This window comes from Chitinophaga varians, from assembly GCF_014529945.1.
GTDB lineage: Bacteria > Bacteroidota > Bacteroidia > Chitinophagales > Chitinophagaceae > Chitinophaga > Chitinophaga varians.
The window spans coordinates 266,636-287,865 of record NZ_JACVFB010000001.1 but is presented as its reverse complement, the minus strand read 5'-3'; the positions used below and the strand labels follow the sequence as shown (position 1 = coordinate 287,865).

General features: G+C 51.5%; 3 protein-coding genes. 1 reads left to right on the top strand and 2 read right to left on the bottom strand.

The genetic code is table 11. The features are described from left to right. The first annotated feature begins 210 nt into the window (after positions 1-210). Positions 211-408, top strand: a complete 198-nt coding sequence (locus tag ICL55_RS01075) for a hypothetical protein (RefSeq protein ID WP_188094196.1) — start codon at positions 211-213, stop codon at positions 406-408. Positions 409-557: 149 nt separating this feature from the next. Here the strand turns inward: ICL55_RS01075 and ICL55_RS01070 are convergent, their stop codons facing one another. Together ICL55_RS01070 and ICL55_RS01065 are read right to left on the bottom strand one after the other, a co-directional pair. Then, a complete protein-coding gene (locus ICL55_RS01070; RefSeq protein WP_188094195.1) occupies positions 558-1,547 on the bottom strand; it encodes a prolyl hydroxylase family protein in 990 nt (329 codons plus the stop codon). Between the two features lie 784 nt (positions 1,548-2,331). Next, complete coding sequence (locus tag ICL55_RS01065; protein ID WP_188094194.1) at positions 2,332-20,766, bottom strand: non-ribosomal peptide synthase/polyketide synthase; 18,435 nt, start codon at positions 20,764-20,766, stop codon at positions 2,332-2,334. Positions 20,767-21,230: the final 464 nt, after the last annotated feature.

Here is a 21,230-nt window from a genome sequence, read left to right as displayed (position 1 = left end):
CCAATGGTGGCAGGCAGATAACAAACAGCTAAAATCAGTACATAATCAGATAATTTCTATCAAATGTATCCTCTTTAAACGTGAGATATTTGCATCCGCATAGCGTCAGGTACCTGCGATGCAAAAAATTCTGTATAGTGTTTATCTAAAAATGTAAACCCTCAATCTGCCCACATGAAAAAAACAACAGCAAAAAAATTAAGCCTCAAGATGATCAAGGTTGCTCAATTAAGCGACAACGGCGCACACATTCTGGGTGGTTACTCGGCGCCTGCCCCGGGCACGCCCACAGGCGCCCCAACAGGTCCCGTTACCAGTCCTACGTCCAGGGCTACTACCGGACCAGTTGGTCCTCCAACATGTGATACCGGAACCGGAACTTACACCGTAGCATGTCCTCACGGATGATAATCTGCTGATAAGGTCGGCCTTTCAGCAGTAACAACCCTCGGACACCAGCACTGTACTTTCATCATGTACAATACAGCAAACAAAAAAGCCTTCAAATCTTTTGATTTGAGGGCTTTTGTTTGCTTAATGAAAAGTGTTTGTCTTCACTACACATGGATCCATATGTTACAGGCGAACTTGGTGCCTCCTGTTACCGGCGCTCCTCCGTGCAGCGCGTAGATAATGTCGTTGTGCTGTTCATCAAGGTTGATAAAGGCCAAAGCCATACCCTTTTTGGGACTTATGCTAACATCTATTTCCGGGAATATGGTTTCGCCGCCTTCGAAATCATCATTCAGATAAACCAACAAGGTGGCCCTGCGTTTTAAGCCTGATTCGAAAGAGTCGAAATGGGGCCGGTATTCCTGCCCTTCTCCATAACGCACACATTGCAGGTCTTCAATCCGCGTTGCTTCTACCTCCATCAGGTCTGCCGCCCGTTCTATGATCTCATTAAATATTGCATCCTGTCTGCCGGCAGTAATAAACGCCGAGTAGCTGGTCCTGCCCGCCGTCACTTCGTTGGTGCCGTCCGCTGCGCCGGTCATACTTCTGTTGAACAGATGATGTTGCTCACAATAGTCGATCATATACTGACATTCTTCCTCCGAGAAAAAATCTTCCACCGCAAAAATGGTGTCTTCATAGGCTTCCCGCCTGGATGCATCTTCCTGCTCACATGCTTCACAAAATTCCTGATCCACCACCACCTCTTTGATGTCCAGGTATTGCAGCACGGTCAACTCATTCATGGCATAGGCAACTTTATCCGTAGAAAAATACGGTAAGTACACCTGTTGTTCTTCCACCTTTTCTACGATAACCGGCACCTCCTGTTCATTGATCCGGACAAAGGCCAATGTCGGAAAGATAGTGGCATCTGCAATATTGCAAGGGGCTGCTTTCAGCTCATGCCGGATGCCCCATTTCTGTAATTCCGTGCTGATGTCCTGCATGGACAGTTCCGGAAATGTTTCTTTTTCGTACAGGGCTTCCCGTACTTTTGAGCGACCCATGTTAATATCGTGCAAACCAAGCAAATGAATCACGACATTGATGGCATAGTGATGTACTGTAGTGTGGAATAAAGGCTTCATAAAAAATAGGTCTGATTGTTTTCTGTTTAACCATTATAATGACCAATAGCAAATAACACTCCCGGAGGAATGTTATTTGCTGTGATGTTAATAGCGTGTTCGTGCATCAAATAGGACAACAAGGACCAACATTGCCGTTGGTAATCTGACAAGGATATCCGATGCTGTTCAGGCAGGGAGATCCCGGAGGCGGTATGGGAGCGCCGGGAGCCGTTGTATAACCTGTTGGAGGACCAGCAGGACCAGGACCTGTACCACCCCATAGATTCTTCTGTCCGTCAAGGCTTAAACTCGCAATTTCCATTTTACGCAAGCTAAGCTTTTTGAATGTTTGTTTTTTCACTTTTTTGCTGTTTAAATGATAAATAAAACAAAACTTTCATCTCGATGACATCTACCGACAATTATAGCGTATAGGAAAACCATCCGGCTTTCGCCTGATGTGTAAAGGGTACTACCTTATGTGTTAAGGGAGGGTGCTGTGACGTAACGTGTGTTTTACAGCGGTTTATTACTGTTATAAATGGTTATTAAAAAGAGTTTCCAATATATATACTGCTGGCATGGTTCAAACAATATTTATCCGTTAACATTCCGTACAATACAATGTAATATTACGACATCCCGTATAGGCCATATAGTTAGAAGTTAACCATTTTTTCGTTGATGTTAACAATCACAGAAAACGTCCGAAAATCAAGAAAAGAATGTTGTGGCGATCAAAATCAAAAGCCTCGCGCATGGCACGAGGCTTTTGATTTTAATGTGATTTCCGATGAAAAAATTAATCATGTCCCAGCGAGACAACCCTTTTGCGAACCGGCTCAAAGAAGCCCACTTCCACAGCATATTGAATCATCAGGTGTACTTTTTCTTCGTCGGGATGTGCCCATCTGAATTTCATCTTTCTCAGGATGGCATTCGTTGCCTCATAACATACCTGATATGGATGCCCTACATCCGGTTTATCGTCGCCAAACAGATCGGCCTGCAGGAACAAGCGGTCTATCAGGTCCTTTTTCGTATTGTACGATTGCAGCATCTTTTCCAGATAAGTATATACGTTCGTCAACTCCATATCATACCCATAACTGTTCAGATAAGCCACAAAATCAGCAGCAGGCAGCAGATGCGGGTTACGGATATGATAGTTCCTGTTCAGCAATGCCGGCTTATCAAAAATCTGTAGTATCGCAGCCGACACCTCGTCAATATTAGACAATTCCAGTTCGCTGAATTCTTCCGGCATCACATGGAAGGCAATAAATCCTTTGATCTGATTATAGAAAGCATTGTTGTCGATATTCTCCTGGAACTTACCGGTAGCAGAGTGGAATGACAGGTGGCCTACGCGGTAGATATTTACGTCGACGCCTTCCTGTCTGGCTGCATCCAGCAGTCGCTCCGCCTCCAGTTTGCTCTTCGCATAGAAGTTGGGCACTTCCTGTCCTTTGAACAAATCGGCTTCGGTATACAGATAATCGGTGCTGTCTTTTTCTGCCATACCAGCCACACTGGTAGTGGAGATATGGTGGATGACCTTCTTTCTTCCGATTTTGCAGTAATCCAGTATCGTCTGTACAGAGCGGGTGTTCACGGCTTCAAACTCACTATAGCTACCATAGTGTTTTACGTTGGCGGCCGTATTCAGGATACAGTCCGTCCCGGCCATCAGTGCCTCAAACACGGCAGTGTCCATTCCCAGCTGTGGTAAAGCGATATCTCCTTTCCATACCCGCAGCTTCGCCTGGTTTTTAGGCAAGGGCGTGCCAAAGTAAAAGGCATATTTTTCCGACAACCGGCTAAAAGCCGCTTCATCGCTCTCTGCCCGTACCAACACACATACCGGCGTATCGTTTCGCTGCAGCAGGTCATACAACAAGTGGATGCCCAGGTAGCCCGTTGCCCCCAGCAGCAGGATCTGCTGATAAGTAGTGGTACTGTTGACATCCAGCTGTTGCCATGCTTTCACTTCTTCCAGATAGGGCCGTTGCTGTTCTTCCAACAGCTGCTGCCTATGCGCGGCCTGCGCCTGCATGGCGTCATGATCTACCTGTGCCGGATCAAACCGGGACATCAATGCCGACAGTTTGTTTTTAAAGTGATTCTTTTCATAAATCACATATTTAGAAATACCCGCGATGGTGGGATGTTGGAAGAGGTTATTAATAGAAACCTGGAAATTCACTTTCATCTTGGCTATCAGCCGGATCGCGGTGATAGAGTTACCGCCGGCCGCAAAGAAGTTATCGTGTATGCTTAACTGTGGTAAGTTCAGCACTTCCTTCCAGATGTCCAGCAGCTGCTCTTCAATTTCGTTGGCAGGACCAGCATCCTGCTGCTGATCGGAGAGCATGACGGAGGTGGGCGACGGCAGCGCTTTCCGGTCAATTTTGCCGTTAGGCGTCAGCGGGAAAGACTCCATCGGAATCATCACCGGCGGCACCATAAATTCCGGCAGCTTGCTCTTCAGATAGGCAACGATAGCGTCTTTATTGAACTCATCCTGCGGTATCACATAAGCCACGAGCAGTTTGTTATCATGTTCGCCACCTTTCACCACTACTACTGCTTCATTCACGTGCTCACACTCGCGCAGCACGTTTTCTATTTCGCCCAATTCAATCCGGTATCCGCGCACTTTCACCTGGTCATCGATCCGCCCCATGTATTCTATGTTTCCGTCCGACAGCCAGCGGCCCAGGTCACCGGTACGGTACATCCGGGTTTCGCCGTCGCCGACAAAAGGATTAGTGACAAACTTCTCCTGCGTAAGTTCCGGACGGTTGAGATAACCACGGGCCAGACCGGCGCCACTCACACAAATCTCTCCCGCTACCCCTACCGGACATAATCCGCCGTGGGCATCCTGGATATACACCTGCATGTTAGCCACCGGCTTGCCGATCACCACTACACCATCTTCCCGGATAGGGTCAATGGATGCGGTAGTGCAGATACTGTTTTCCGTAGGGCCGTATGCGTTCATGAACCTCACCCCTCTGGCTTGCAGGTACCGGCCATCTTCTCTGTTTAATGGCTCACCACACGATACAACGGTTTTCACCCTGCTCAGCATTTCTTTCATACTGTGCAGATAGGACGGCGGTAAAAATAACACCTCTACTTTACGTTTATTGATCAGCGTAGCAAATCCGGCAGCAGACATCAGGTCTTCTTTGCGCGGCAGCACCAATGTGGCGCCATGAGACAGCGTGCAGAATATTTCCATACAGGAAGCATCAAAGCCGATAGTCGCAAACTGCAGCACGCGGCTTCCGGTTTCTATCTGTAGCTGGTCCTGCTGGTCATATACGAGGTTCACCACGCCGCCATGCTCTACCAGTACGCCTTTGGGTTTGCCGGTAGAACCGGAAGTAAAGATCACATAGGCCAGGTCATTGGCGGCAGGGCCATCAGCCAGCGCCGTTACCGGATAAGCGGCGAATAAGTCCGCATCGGTAGCCATTACCAGTTCTATACCCGCTACAGCAGCGCCCAACCTTTCGCTGACAGCAGGGCTGCTGACCATGATATTGGCGCCGGTATCGCTAAGGATATATTGTATCCTGTCTGCCGGATATTCGGGGTCTATCGGTACATATGCACCGCCAGCTTTCATGATGCCATATATGCTGATGATCATCTCCAGCGAGCGTTCTATACATAACGGCACCAGGGTATCCCTGACAACACCTCTCTCGCGCAGGTAGTGCGCTACCTGGTTAGAGCGCTCATCCAGTTCTTTATACGTCAACGTAACATCCTTGAATATTAACGCTACAGCGTCAGGGACGGCTGCTGCCCTGGCGGAGAACAAGCCGGGCAGGGAGACCCCTTGCGGCACGGCCAATGTTTTGCTGTTAAAGTCTTCCAGCAATTGTTGTTCCTCCACCTCGTCCAATAACGGCAACGCACATATGTGGGTGGCAGGTTGACGGGTAATGGAACGCAGCAGCTGTTCAAAATGTTTGCCCATCCTTCTCACCGTATCACCGTAGAACAGGTCCGTGCTGTATTGAATGATCAGGGAAAGCCCTGCCTCGGTCTCTTTCAGGCAGAAGTTGAGGTCAAACACAGACGTAACATGGTCCAGCGGCTCTTCTGATAACTGTACCGCTCCCAGCGTCAGCTCGGGAATGTCCGGCGTGTTTTGCAACACCAGCATCACCTGGAACAATGGACTGCGGCTCATATCGCGCTCGGTTACCACGGCGTCCACTATCTTTTCGAACGGTACTTCCTGGTATTCATAAGCGCTGAGGGTAGTCTGTTTTACCTGTTGCAGCAGGGAAAGGAACGCAGGGTTACCAGCGAGGCTGCTGCGCAGGGCCAGGGTATTGATGAAGAATCCGGCGAGACTTTCCACCTCCTGCCGGGTACGGCCGGAAATAGGGCTGCCGATGCAGATATCATCCTGCCCGCTGTAACGGTACAGTAACACCTTGAGGGCTGCCAGCAACGTCATAAAAAGCGTTACGCCTTCCTGTTGCGACAGGGCCAGCAGCTGGTCCGTCAGCGCTCTGTCCAGTTGCAGGTGTTCCACGGCGCCATTTTTACCTTTTACGGCCGGTCTCACTTTATCTGTCGGCAGTTGCAGTGCCTGCACATGCTTCAGGTTTTCTTTCCAGTACGACAGTTGCGTGGCCAATACCTCATCCGACATGTACTTCCGCTGCCAGATGGCATAATCTGCATATTGTATGTCGAGTGGCGGCAACTTCACCTTATCTCCGGTAGCATAACCGTTGTAAAGGGCGATCAGCTCGCGGAACAGGACACCGATAGACCAGCCATCAGAAGCAATATGGTGCATGTTCATCACCAAAATATGCGTGGCAGCGTTCAGCGCGATCAGATGTACCCGTAGCATATGGTCTCTCGTGAGATCGAAAGGTTTTCTAATCAGCGTATGCACAAGGGCACGACAATCCGCTATCGCCTGCTGGCGGCCACACAGATCGATTTGTTGCAGCTGCCATTTTTGCGCAGGCAATATCTGCTGGCCGGAATGCCCGTCCAGCTGCACAATAACAGACCGTAATACTTCGTGGCGGGTCACCAGGTCCTGGAACGCATAGGCCAGGGCATCTTTATCGAGGGTGCCTTCCATACGCAGCACGACCGGCATATGGTATTGTACGCTGCCTTCCATCTGATCGATGAACCACAAACGTTCCTGGCTATACGACAGCGGAATCAATTCGGGCCGTTGCTGCGGCGTTACTGCCGGCAGCAGCCAGCCTTTGCCGTTCTGACGGATAAACGCTGCCAATCGCGCGATGGTAGGATGTGCGAAGATGGATTTCACGGCCACTTCCACTTCCATCTGTTTACGCAGGGCAGACTGCAGGCGCATGGCCAACAGCGAATGACCTCCCAGCTCAAAGAAGTTGTCGTGTATACCGATTTTTTCTACCTGTAGTAAGCTACTCCAGATATCGGCCAACTGCTGTTCCGTGAGGTTACGTGCAGCCACGTACGTAGCACCGCCGAGCGCGCTCAGGTCCGCTTCGGGCAGTGCGCGTTTATTGATCTTGCCATTATTGGTCAATGGCAGTTCCGGCAACGTGATGAAAAGAGAAGGGACCATATAATCCGGCAGCCGGGATTGCATCCAGGTGCGCAGCTCGTCTTTCCCGAAGCGCCGTTGTGGTACCACATAGGCTACAAGCCGTTTATTACCGTATTGGTCATTTTTCACCAGTACCACACATTGCGCCACCAGCTCACACTGACCCAGTACGCTTTCCACCTCGCCAATTTCCACACGGTTGCCGCGGATCTTCACCTGATCATCTTTACGCGCCAGGTAATTAATATTGCCATCCGGTAACCAGCAGCAGATATCGCCGGTTTTGTATAAACGGCCATTTCCGGATACATCAAACGGATCGGCCATAAAGCGCTCTGCTGTTAATTCCGGCAGATTCAGGTATCCTTTTGCTACCTGTACGCCGCCGATAAACAATTCCCCTGGTACGCCCACCGGGCAGGGATTGCCGTTGGCATCCAGAATGTACAGCCGTGTATTGGCAATCGGTTTGCCAATAGGCGGTAATACCCGTTGGGTATAATCGTCGGGCTGTATCATATAGGCGCTCACCACGTGCGCCTCCGTAGGTCCGTACTGGTTATGCAGGCGGGTGTTTCCTTTTTCCAGGAACAACTGAAGATCGCTGCTCAATTTAAGCTGTTCGCCGGCGGTAACCACCTCCTGTAAGTACTCAGGGTAGATACCACTTTCCTGCGCGTATTCCACCAGGTTTTTCAGCACCACATATGGCAGGAACAGGCAGTTGATCTTTTCTGTGTTGATCTGTTCCATCAGGATAGCCATGTCTTTCCGGCGTTGTTCGTCTACCAGATGAAGACTACCGCCAAAACTGAGCGTGAAGAATATCTCCTGGAAGCTCACATCGAAATTGATACTGGCGAACTGTAGTATACGTTTAGGCGTCCGGGTATCGATCTCCTGTTGTTGCCAGCAAAGCAGGTTAAACAGCGCTTTGTCAGGCATTTCCACGCCCTTCGGCTGTCCGGTGGAACCGGAGGTATAAATAAGATAAGTGAGTTTATCCGGAGAAGTATGCCGGGGGAGGTCCGTCACCGGCTGACCCGACAATAGGTCTGCCGATAAAACCAGGATACGCTCCGCTGCAATATCTGCCGGCAGAAGCCCCTGGCTGGCCGTATCCGTCACCATCAAAGTAAAATGGGTATCGGAGAGAATATAACGGATACGTACCTCCGGATAGGCAGGATCTACCGGCACATAGGTGGCACCAGCTTTGAGGATACCGACAATAGCGGTGATCATCCCCAGCGAGCGCGACATGCAAACGGGTATCAGGGTGTTTTCCACCGCTCTTTTCTTCCGGAGATAATGAGCCAGTTGATTAGCCCTTTCATTCAGCTGCCGGTAAGTGTACTGGTCTGCTCCGAAAACCACCGCTACTGCATCCGGTGTCTGCTGCACCTGCGCTTCGAACAAGTCTATCACTGCCTTACCGGCAGGATACCTACTTGCCGTATCGTTAAAGGTCTGCAATAACTGTTGCTCTTCAGCCGCCGCCAGCATCGGCAACGCGCCTATCTGTTGGGAAGGTGCAGCCACAATCGCTTCCAGCAATACCAGGTAATGCTCCATCATTCTGGCGATGGTAGCCTCCTCATACAGATCACTGCAATACTCCACCCGGAAACGCAGGCCGGTATCGGTAGTCGTTACGTCTACTGTCAGATCGAATTTGGAGGTGCTGTTGGTGATCGGCTGCATCGTTACCTGTACATCATCCAACTGCAGGTCCGGAACGTCCGGCAGGTTCTGTAGGATAAACATCACCTGGAACAGCGGCGTACGGCTTATATCACGGTCGCTCACCACTGCCTCCACTATTTTCTCAAACGGGGCATCCTGGTATTGATAGGCCTCCAGCAAAGTAGTTTTTACCTGTTTGAGCAGCGACAGGAAGTCCGGATTACCGGCCAGGTTGCTGCGCAGCGCAATGGTATTGACAAAGAAACCGATCAGCGGTTCTATCGTTTGCTGCGTGCGGTTGGCAATAGGGCTGCCCACGCAGATATCTTCCTGTCCGGTGTAGCGATACAATAACACCTTGAAAGCCGCCAGCATGGTCATAAACAGGGTTGTTCCCGTTTGTCTGCACAGCTGATGTATGCCGGCCGTCAGTGTGCCGTCCACCTCATAATACAAGGTATTTCCGCGGGTGCTTTGGCTGGCAGGGCGTGGGAAATCGGTAGGCAACTGCAGCGTGGCCACATCCTCCAGTTGTGTTTTCCAGTAGGCCAGTTGCTGATCGAGGACCGCTCCCTGCAGGTGATGCCGGTGCCACAATGCATAATCGACATATTGTACGGGCAACGGCTCCAGCTGATGCGGATGCTGCCGGTGCGCTGCTTCATATAGCCGTACCAGTTCTTTGAGCAGTATAGACACGGACCATCCGTCGGACGCAATATGGTGCTGCACCACCACGAGGAAATACTCACGGGGCGCCAGTTGTACCAATTGTACCCGCAGCATATAATCCGCTGCCAGGTTAAATGGCCGATCACAAGCCGCTGTAATTTCTTCCAATATCTGCTGCCGGTCTGCTTCCATGGTGCTGTCTACCACTTGCAGCTGCCATCCATCGGCAGGCAGGATATGCTGACTTACCGCTCCGTCTTCTTCCTGAAAAACGGTACGCAATGCTTCATGCCGGTCTACAATTGTTTTGAGGGCACTTTCCAGCGCTGTTACATCCAGGTCGCCCTCCAGTTTTAACACCATCGGCATATGATACGGCACACTGCCTTCCATCCAGTTGATGAACCACAACCTTTCCTGCGCTGAGGAAAGCGGCAACTTGCCTACCCGCGGGGATACCGTAACAGCCGGCAACACCATACCTGGTTGCTGGCGACGGATATGCTCCGCCAATGAGGCCACCACCGGATAGGTGAAGAGGTCGCGTATCGGGATCTCCACTTCCAGCTCGCGGCGTATTGCAGATACCACGCGGGTCACCAACAGCGAATGCCCGCCCAGTTCAAAGAAGTTATCGTATATACCTACCCGTGACACTTTCAGTAATTGCTGCCAGATACCTGTCAATGCCAGCTCTGTGGCATTACGCGGAGGCACATACGCCGCCGCGGGCATCAGTGACGGGTCCGGTTCAGGCAACGCACGTTTGTTTACCTTACCATTGCTCGTCAATGGAAGTTTCTCCAACGGCATCAGGACAGCAGGTACCATATAATCCGGCAACAGCTGTTTGAGGTAAGCCTGTATTTTCTCTCTTTCAAAGGCTCCTGCCGGCACGATATAACCTGCCAGGTATTTACTGCCTTGCTCGTTCGTACGTGCCATCACCACCGCTTGCTCTACCCATTCACATTGTTGCAGTACCCTTTCCGTTTCACCGGGTTCAATACGGTAGCCGCGGATTTTTACCTGGTCGTCTGTACGGCCCAGGCAAAGCACGTTTCCGTCGGCCTGCCAACAGCCCAGGTCACCGGTCTTATATAGTCTTTCCACCCGGTTATCACTAAACCTGTGGGAGATAAAACGTTCGGCTGTCAGTTCAGGTAAATTGAGATAGCCTACAGCGAGGCCGGCGCCGCCCACATAGATTTCGCCTGTAACCCCGACCGGCACCAGCTGGCGGCGGCTATCGAGGATATATACCTTCCGGTTGCTCAGCGAACGACCTATCGGTACCGGGACTTTCACCGTACCCGGTTCTACTTCGTAGGTAGTAGAGAAGGTGGTATTCTCCGTAGGACCGTAAGCGTTCATCACGGTCAGCGCGGGATATCGTAGTTTTAATTTGTTGATATGCTCTTCCGATAATTTCTCTCCGCCGGAGAACACTACCGATAAGGTTTCAAAAATACTGATGTCAGTGTCGATGAGCTGATTGAACCAGCTGGCGGTAAACCACATCATATTTACCTGGTGGGCCCTGATTTCACGTTTCAATACTTCATTGTCCAGCAGCTGTTGTTCCGGGCAAAGAATAAGACGGCCGCCATTGAGCAACATGCCCCAATATTCAAAAGTGGCAGCATCAAAAGAAGGAGCGCCGGTAGACAACAAACGGTCCGCTGAACTGAAAGAGACATAGTCTACCCCTTTCACCAGGCTCACCACATTCTGATGACTGACCATCACCCCTTTGGGCGTGCCGGTAGAACCGGACGTATAAATAACATAGGCCAGGTGCTGCGGAAGGACTGCCGGCCATGGCGCTGACATTGCCTTCGCCATCAGCGTTTCTTCCGGCTGGTCCAGGCAGACGAACTTCATCGCTATGCCCGTCTGCTCCATCGCGGCCAGATGCATGGTTGTCGTAAGCAGCAGCGTACTGTTACTTTCGGCCAACATATAACTGATGCGTTCTGCCGGATAATGCGGATCAACCGGCACGTAGGCGCCTCCTGCCTTTAATATCGCCAGGGTAGCGATAATCAGGGTATCTGAGCGCTCCATGCAAACAGGTACACGCATCCCGGGCGTCACACCTGCCTCCAGGAGGTATTGCGCCAGTTGTGTGGAGGCCGTGTCCAACGCCTGATAACTCATTTCCCTGCCAGCAAAAACCAAGGCTGTCGCATCCGGTGTGAGGGCCACTTGTGCCGCGAAGAGGTCAGTGATACTTTTATCAGCCGGATAGCTGGTATCTGTCTGGTTAAAAGCATCGACCAACTGTTTCTCCTCTTCCGCCAGCAACATCGGCAAATAGCCAATTGCGGTGGACGGGTTGGCCACAACAGCCGCCAACAGTTGTTTAAAGTGCGTGATCATCCGGAAGATCGTCTCTTCCTTAAACAGGTCGGTACAATATTCCACGCTGCCCGTCAATCCTGTTGCGGTCTCTTCTACTGTGAAATTAAGATCTACCTGAGCAGTGGTATAAGCGATCCTTTCCGGTTGCAACCGTGCGGCGCCCAGTTCGAGATCAGCCACCACCGGTAAGTTCTGTAAGGTGAAGATTACCTGGAATAGTGGGCTATAGCTCAGATCACGTTCTTTCACGACAGCTTCCACAACTTTTTCAAATGGCACATCCTGATGCTCATAGGCGTCCAGCGTGGTATTTTTCACCTGTTGCAGCAAGTCCGTAAAAGAGGGGTTATCCTGCAAATGCGTCCGTAGCGCCAGCGTATTCACAAAACATCCGATCAGGCTTTCCGTTTCCTGCCGGGTACGACCGGAAACAGGACTACCCACGGTAATATCTTCCTGGCCGCTGTAACGGTATAATAACAGTTTAAATGCCGCCAGCAATGTCATGAACAAAGTAGTTCCCTCCTGCTGCGACAATGTCTGCAAACGCTGCTGCAATGCACGGTCTATGTCGAACGATACAATGGCGCCACGGTTGGAGAATACAGCCGGACGCGTGTAGTCAAGTGGCAACTGCAACGTCGTCACATCAGCCAACTGACGGCTCCAATAAGCTTGTTGCTGTTCCAGCACTGCTGCCGACATATAAGTGCGCTGCCAGCGGGAGTAATCCGTATACCGGATATCCAGTGGTGGTAACACCGGCAATGACTGGTGCTCCCATGCGGCATACATCGCCATCAGCTCTTTCATAAAAATATTGACAGACCAACCATCGCCGGCAATGTGGTGCAGCGTCAGCGCAAGGACATATTCCTGTTCTGACAGCTCAATCAGCTGCCCGCGTAACATATGGTCGGCAGACAAATTGAACGGTGCGTCGATCAACGTTTTCACATAAGCGTGCAATGCGGTAACATCCCCGTGGAGATCATGCCGGCTTACCGTTTCCAGCTGCCATCCATGCTCGTCCATTATCTGTTGATGCGGCACTTCGTCTATAACGGTGATGACAGTACGTAATACCGCGTGGCGATTGACCATCTCCCGGATGGCCGTCTCCAGCGCTTGTTTGTTGACCGCTCCTGTCAGTCGGTATACCACCGGAATATGATACTGTATGCTACCGGTGAGCCGGTCGATAAACCAAAGCCTTTCCTGTGCGAAGGACAATGGTTGCGGGCCGGTATACGCTTCCGCGGTAATACCTTCCTGCACCGGTCCTCTCTGTTGAAGGATGTACGCAGCCTGCTCCGCTATGGTAGGGTGATTGAAGATCGCCTTTACCGGCACTTCTGCCTGTAGCTGCTTTCTGATGGCAGATTGCAACCGCATCGCCAGGAGAGAATGGCCGCCTGACTCAAAGAAATGTTCGTGTATGCCTATACGTTCGCGGCCCAGCAGCTGTTGCCAGATACCAGTCAACGCACTTTCCTGTTCATTACGGGGAGCCACATACGCCACATCTGAGAGGGCGGTATCATCCGGCGCCGGCAACGCCTTTTTGTCCACTTTTCCATTAGCAGTCAAGGGCAGTGTATCCAGGGCTATCAGGAAAGACGGCGTCATATAGTCCGGTAACCTTTCTTTGAGATAGGCCAGTACAACTTCTTTATCAAAGTTGTTTTCCGGCACCACGTACCCGGTCAGATACCGGTTATGATGTTTATCCGTCCAAACGGTCACTACCGCCTGCTTCACTGCCGGGCAACTTTCCAGCACGCGCTCCGTTTCACCGGGTTCGATACGGAAGCCGCGGATCTTCACCTGTTCATCGACACGGCCCATGTAAACGATGTTTCCATCAGGCAGCCATCGGGCCAGGTCACCGGTACGGTAGATCCTCGCTGCCGGGTCATCGGTGAAGGGATTCGGTATAAACCGGGCAGCGGTCAGTTCCGGGTCGAGGTATCCTTTCGCCACACCATCGCCACCTACATACAGTTCTCCCGTTACGCCCACCGGCACCGGCTGTCCGGCACTATCCAGGATATATGCGGTCCTGTTTTTCAAGGGACGGCCAATAGGTACGTTACTGTTAACTGTCGTCTCATGGATGCGGTAATAAAGCGAGAAGGTCGTATTCTCCGTAGGGCCATATATGTTAGTCAGCGCGATATGCGGATAGGCGCGTCTGAATTTATCAGCATGCTTTTCCGATATTTTCTCGCCTCCTGTCAACACCTCCTGTAACCGGGCGAATACCGTCATATCCATATCCACCAACTGATTGAACCAGCTGGTCGTAAAGAACATCTTGGTAACACCGCGCTGATAAAGTTCCTGTTTCAGTAATTCAACATCCAGCAAACTACTCTCCGTGCTTAGCACCACACAGCCGCCGTTCAACAGGGCGCCCCAATATTCAAAAGTGGTAGCATCAAAGGATAACGAACCGGCAGAAAGGATGACATCATCTTTTGTCAGCGTGATATACTCCTGCGACTTCACCAGGCTCACCACATTCTGATGCGTGACCGCTACTCCTTTGGGCTTACCGGTAGAACCGGATGTATACATCACATACGCCACGGCTGCGGGCGCAGGCCGTTCTGCCAACGTATGAGCGGGATATTGTAACAGGGCAGGGTTATCATCTACATAAAGTAATTCCTTATCAGCAACAATAACTTCCAGGGCGTCTTTCCAATCAGTGTCACTGATGACCAACGGGCTATCACAGTCGCTCAGCAATTGCAGTATCCTTTCTGCCGGGTATTCAGGGTTTACCGGAACATAGGCGCCGCCGGCTTTCAGCACGCCCAGCACCGCCACCATCAGACCAGCGGAACGCTTCATACATACAGGCACATAGGCGCCTGCTTTTAATCCCTTGCCACGCAACTGGTGTGCAAGGCGGTTGGCCGCTTCATCCAGCCCTTTATAGGTAAACGACGTTGTATCGTATACTACGGCGATGGCATCCGGCGTTTGTGCTGCCTGTTCTTCAAAAAGTGTTGTGATGCTCTTGTCCACCGGGTAAGCAATTGCAGTCTGATTGAAATCCTGCAATAGTTGTGTTCTTTCAGCGGCTGTCAACAAGGTGATGTCCGCGATGGTACGGACAGGCTGAGTCGCTATCTGTATCAGCACCTGTTCAAAATGGGCGGCTATCATCCGGACGTAGGCGCCGTCGAGTATCGTTTCATTATATACCAGGCCGATTTCAAGCCCTTCCGCCATCATCACGCGGATCGTCAGCGGGTAGTTAGCCTGCTCCTGCACCTGAATATGTTGCAGCTGCAATTTCCAGTGAGGGGATTGCAAAGCAGGATTCACCGGATAGTTTTCAAACACCAGGAGACTGTCAAACAGCTCCTCCCGGACACCTGTCCAGCGCTGAATATCATTCAGGGCGGCGTACTGGTGCTCACGGCTTTGCAGTTGCGTAGTCTGCATCTCCTGCAACCAGCCAGCGATGGTCTGTTCATTTGCCAGCGCGGAGTAGAGCGGCAGGGTATTGATATACAAACCAATTTTTTTATCTGCACCAGGCAGTTCATCTGGTCTGCCTGCGACTGTTACGCCAAACATGGCAGCAGGCTTGCCGGTATAGCGGGACAACAGGTACGCCCACACGCCCTGTACCAGGGTATTGAGGGTAATACGTTGTTGTTGGGTAAATCTTTCCAGTTGCTGGCGCATCGTCGCATCCAGGCGTAACGCCGTTTCTTTGAAATGCCCCTCTCCTTTTGTACGGGACGCGGTAGTGGTCACAAAGGGCAACAGGCATCCTTCGGTTACCTCTTTCAGATAACCACGCCAGTAAGTTTCTTCCGCCAACAGGTCCCTGTCGGCCAGGAAACGGATATACGCTCCGAATTCATCTGTCTTCAGAGATGGCAGGGAACGATTGTTCACGATGGCCTCATAGGTTTCCACCAGTTCGCCGAGCAATACCGGCAACGACCAACCATCCATCAGCAGATGATGATAAGTCCATTGCATACGGTATTTGTCGTCTTGCAGGCGGAACAGGGTGATGCGCATCAACGGAGCTTTTTCAAAGTCCAGCCCCTGTTCGCGGTCCGCGACCATCCAGGCATGGAGCGCTTCCTGTTGTGCTGCTTCCGTCATATGCCGGTAGTCCAGTACCGTGAAAGGCAAATCAGCCTGATGATACACACACTGCACCGGGAGGCTGCAAATTTTTGCATAGAAGGCACTGCGGAAAATAGTATGATGCTGTATCAGGTGTTCCCAGCTTTTCCGGAAGGCATCTACCTGCAAACGAGGGAGTTCACATCCAAACTGCTCTACGTAGGCACCGCCTTTTTCATCATACAGCCCATGGAACAACATGCCCTCCTGTAATCCGGTGAGGCGGTATAGTCCGGCCACCTGAGGTCCCGCAGCGCCGAGGAACTGGTCCAGTTCATCATTGGTCATCACGCCGCCCAGTCCATAGTCGGAAGGTGAAGCCACCGGTGCTTGCTGGCTGCGCTCAGCACAGTGCATGATGATTGCCTCCAGATGGCGGCAATAGTCTGCTGCGATCCCTTCGATGGTAGCTGCCTGGAAGTGCAGCTGGCTGTAGCTCCACTCTATCACGAGTTCCCCATCACGGACCATGCTGTTGACCGCCAGTTTTTCGGGAACGATACGTTGTGGCGATCCTCCGGCTTCCAGGGAAGCCAGCGAGGCTTTTATGGCGCCTTGTCCTGCTGGCATGTTATCGCCCTGACCGAGGTAGTTAAAACCTACTTCCCAGGGTACTGCGCCTTGCAGGGTGGCTTGTTTGCCGATATATTTGTTGATACCGTAGCCGATACCTTTATCCGGTATCTGGCGTAATTGTTCTTTGATGTCTCTGATCAGACGGCCGGTAGCTATGCCTGCGGCGGCTTCCAGCCATACGGGGTATTGACTGGTAAACCAGCCGATGGTGCGGTTAACGGCGATGCCGGGTGCGATATCTTCCCTGCCATGCCCTTCCAGTCCCACCAATACACCGGCGCCTTTATTCCAGGTGGTCAACGTCCTCGCCAGCGCGGCCAGCAGGATATCGTTAATCTCTGTTTTATAGGCTGCGGGCACTTCCTGCAGCAGGCGGCGGGTAGCCGTTGCATCGAGGCGCGCCGTTTCCCGGCGTATATCCGATACAGTTATTTTACCGTTGTGTGGCAGGTCTGTATGTAACGGCGTACGTTTCGCCACTACAGCCTCCCAATAACGTTGCTGTTGCCGGCCCAGGCCATTTTGCGCATAGGTGATCAGGGCATCATGCCACTGACGGCAGGAGCTGCCTTTAGCGCCTAATACGGCGTCTGCGGTCATAGCAGGTTGCTCCAGCAGGCGGTTGAGGTCTTCCAGCAGGATGCGCCAGGAAACGCCATCGATGGCCAGGTGATGCACCACCAGCAGCAGCCGGTTGTTGGCCTCAGCGGAGGGCGTTTGTATCAGGGTAGCCTGCAACATTACGCCATGGCGGATGTCCAGGCGTGCCTGGCTTTCTGCTATGCAAACGGCAATATGTTGCTGCCAGGTTTTTTGTTTCCGGCGCATATCCCTGATGTGTAGCGTAGGCTCCGCTATACCGTAGGATTGCTGCCATCCGTCGGCGTCCTGCTGATAGGCAAAACGGAGTGCGTCATGGTATTGCACCAGCTGCCGGAGCGCAGCTTCCAGCGTCACCGGCGACAGTTGTTTATCTGTTTCCAGCAGTAGCTGTTGTGTAAATAATGCCGGCTCTTGTTCGAAATACCAGTGCTGAATGGGCAGTAAACCGCTATTGCCGGTCAACAGCCCTTGTTCACCGATGACTGTCTCTACTTTTATTACAGACAACAACTGCGCCAGCGCGGCCACTGTCTGGTGTTTGAAGAGGTCTTTTGCTTTCAGCTCATACCCCAGTCGTCTGGCACGGCTCACTACCTGCATGGACACAATAGAGTCACCACCCAGTTCAATAAAGTTGTCGTATATCCCTACCCGTTGTAGTCCCAACAGTTCCTGCCAGATAGCCGCCAGTTGTTTTTCCGCCTCATTACGTGGCGCTACATATTCCTGTAGCGGAAGGTCAGCTGCTTCCGGCGCTGGCAGCGCTTTTTTATCCACTTTACCGTTGACAGACAGCGGCAGCTGCGCCAGTTCCACGAGCACCGACGGCACCATATATTCCGGCAGTTTTTCTTTCAGCCGGTTCAATACAGCCGATTTATGGTAATCCGCACCGGTGGTAACATAACCGACGAGGCGTTTGTTGTTGCGTTCGTCTGTCCATGCCACCACGACAGCGTGCTTAACGCCTTCGCATTCCTGAAGTGCATGGCCTATTTCTCCTAATTCGATACGGTAGCCGCGAATCTTTACCTGGTCATCGATACGGCCCAGGTATTCGATATTGCCATCCGGCAGCCAGCGACCGGTATCGCCGGTTTTATACAGCCGGTTACCGGCCTTGTCGGTGATAAATTTCTCTGCGGTCATGGCCGGCAGGTGCAGGTAACCATTGGCCACTTGCGGACCGCTGACGTACAGCTCCCCGGTTACGCCCACCGGCAGGAGCCGTTGCTGCGCGTCCAGAATATGTATCTGCATATTCGCTACCGGCTTTCCGATCGTGATCAGATTATCCACCGGTTGTATCTGCGCCACGGATGACCATACCGTACATTCCGTAGGGCCGTATTCGTTATATAATGCCGCTTTCTTTACGTCTCTGAAGTGACGCCGGGCCAGTGATACTTCCAGGGCTTCCCCCGCCAGAATAACGGTAGACAGCGCAGCCTCCTCTAACAGTCCTTCTTCCAGGAGAAAACGGTAATAGGAAGGCACGCAAAGGACCATGTCCGTGCGGGTGAGTAGTTTTTTTACGGTCTCCGCCTCTTTCAGGGTTTCTTCGCGGCAGATGATGAGGCTGCCGCCGGAACACAGTGTCCCGAATATCACCGCCACCGAGGAGTCGAAGGAGAAAGACGGCACCAGTAATGCCGTACCGGTGTTGCCATAGTAAGCTATCCTCGCCTGTGTGGAAGCCACCAGGTGCTGATGCGCAATGGTGACACCTTTCGGGTTGCCCGTAGAGCCGGACGTATAAATCACGTAGGCAGGATGTTGCGGTTGCAAGGCTGTTTCCACGGGCGTTACAGGATACTGCCGCAGTACGTCCGCCAATTGACGGACATCCACAATTTTCGCAGTGGTATATTGGTCCAGGGGCAGGCTACCAGTCACATTGCTGAGCACTACTGCTGCCCGGGCGTCTTGCAGCATGAAAGTGATCCGATGTTGCGGATAGGCGGGATCTACCGGCACATAGGCGCCGCCGGCTTTCAGCACCGCCAGGATGCCGATGACCATTTCTGCGGAGCGCTCCATGCATACAGGGACGAACATATTTTCCCGCACACCTTTTTCACGCAGGTAATGCGCCAGCTGGTTGGCTTTTTCATCCAGCTGCCGGTAGGTGAGTGTTTCGTTTTCAAACACCAGTGCTTCTGCCGTTGGCTGAAGCCGCACCTGCTCTTCTATAAGCGCATGGATATAAGGATAAGGCGCAACGTCTATATGGTTACTATTGAAGGATGCCAGTAATGTTTGTTCCTCCTCCGGAAGGATGCTGATCTCCTCCAGGGTATGTTGTCCTCCGTCTTTGAATTGCTGTATAATATGCAATAAACGTTTCACAAATAAACGTATATCCGTTTCCGTGAAATATGACGGATAATAATCCGCTTTCAATTGCAGCGGCTGCCCTTTCCCATAGTCACGCCAGAGCAGTTCCAGCGGGTACCGGGTGATCTCACTGGTCAGCTCCTGTGTAACTGCTTGTATATCTTCTCCGAAGTCCAGATGGAGGTTTAGATTGGCGTGGTTAACGAGGATATCTACCAGCTGTTCTGTTGTGCCGTTGAGTTTCAGGGAGCGGCTTAGGTCCGCTATCTGGTAGGGCTGATGCTGGTTGTCATTTTTCCTGGCCGTTGCCATATTCTCCAGCAAAGCAGTGACTGTATCAGCGGGCTGATATACGCCCTGAAACGGTATGATCCCCGAAAACATACCGGCGATCTGTTGTAATGGTATATCTCTTCTGCGATGTACCGGTGTACCGAATACAAAAGCAGGGTGTTCTGTGGTTTTGGCGAAGTATATGGTGAGCGCCGCCAGTGTCAGGCGGAGCAGATTGGCCTGGGTGGTTTGTTGTAAGTCTTCCAGCGCGGCTTTCTCTTCCGCAGAAAATTCCAGGAGGAAAGTACGGCATTGCCGTGGATTCGTGTCTGTGGGTGGGTACCTGCGTTCCAGCAACTGCGCCGGTTTTTTATCGATCAGCTTTTTCCAGTAGGCAACGTCTTCCTGGTATGCCGGTGATTGCTGGTAGTCGAGCGCATGACCGGCGGCGGCCACGTAGGAAACCGGCGACCAATCCAGGGTTGTTCCCTTCAGCAGGGACTGGTATTTACGGGCCACGTACTGGTAAGTGGCCGCCAGTCCATATCCATCATTGATCAGGTGATGATATTTACAGAAGTAATAGTGTTCTTCCGGCGATATCGACAACAGGTATTGTTCGCATAGCGCATTTCCTTTTTGCAGAACGAAGGGTATCTCCAGGCGTTCCCGGACCCATTTTTCTACAGCTTCCGGTGACGCGTCGGTGAAATCCATACACATCACTTCCTGTGTGGTGAAGGTATCGTCCAGGTAGGCCTGTGGCGCCTGGTCGTTGAGATCGAACCTCATCCGGAATACGTCGAAGACCGCTGGCAGCGTCTCCGCGGCGGCCATGAATTTTTCTTTGTGGAGCGGACCAGTAAGTCGGGTTACGCCTCCGACATTATAGGTCGAGTTTTCTGCATTGATCAACAAGTCCATCAGGATATCCCGCTGTGCAGGATGAAGTGGCGTTACATGGAGTGGCATGGTCTAACGGTCATTATTAGATGAGGAAATAATTCAGGCATGTGTCTGCACATGCTGTCATTGTCTGTTACAACAAGGCATAAGCATCCTTGTCCAACAGGCTACAGCAGCTGGCAACAGGTTAAAGGCATTAAAATGTCTGCGCGGATAATCGTATTACATTGCTATTGAGATCGTAATCGTTGTGCCGCTGATACCCTCAGACGAACGGGTGTAATAAACAGGTCCTGGATAGTAATGTTGAGTTCATGTCTTTAGGGTATTTGATAATAGGAAAAATTTTCATCGTTTATAATCATTTTTTAGCTGATTATAAGCACGGGAAATGCATGCCATCACACATGGTGTCTGGTATCTGGTGTATGATATCATAAAATCACTGTATAAAGATCCTGGTATTGCTTCTGCAATACTAAAGATCACGGCTAGCCTGATATTTTTTGCTAACACACATGACTTTTTAA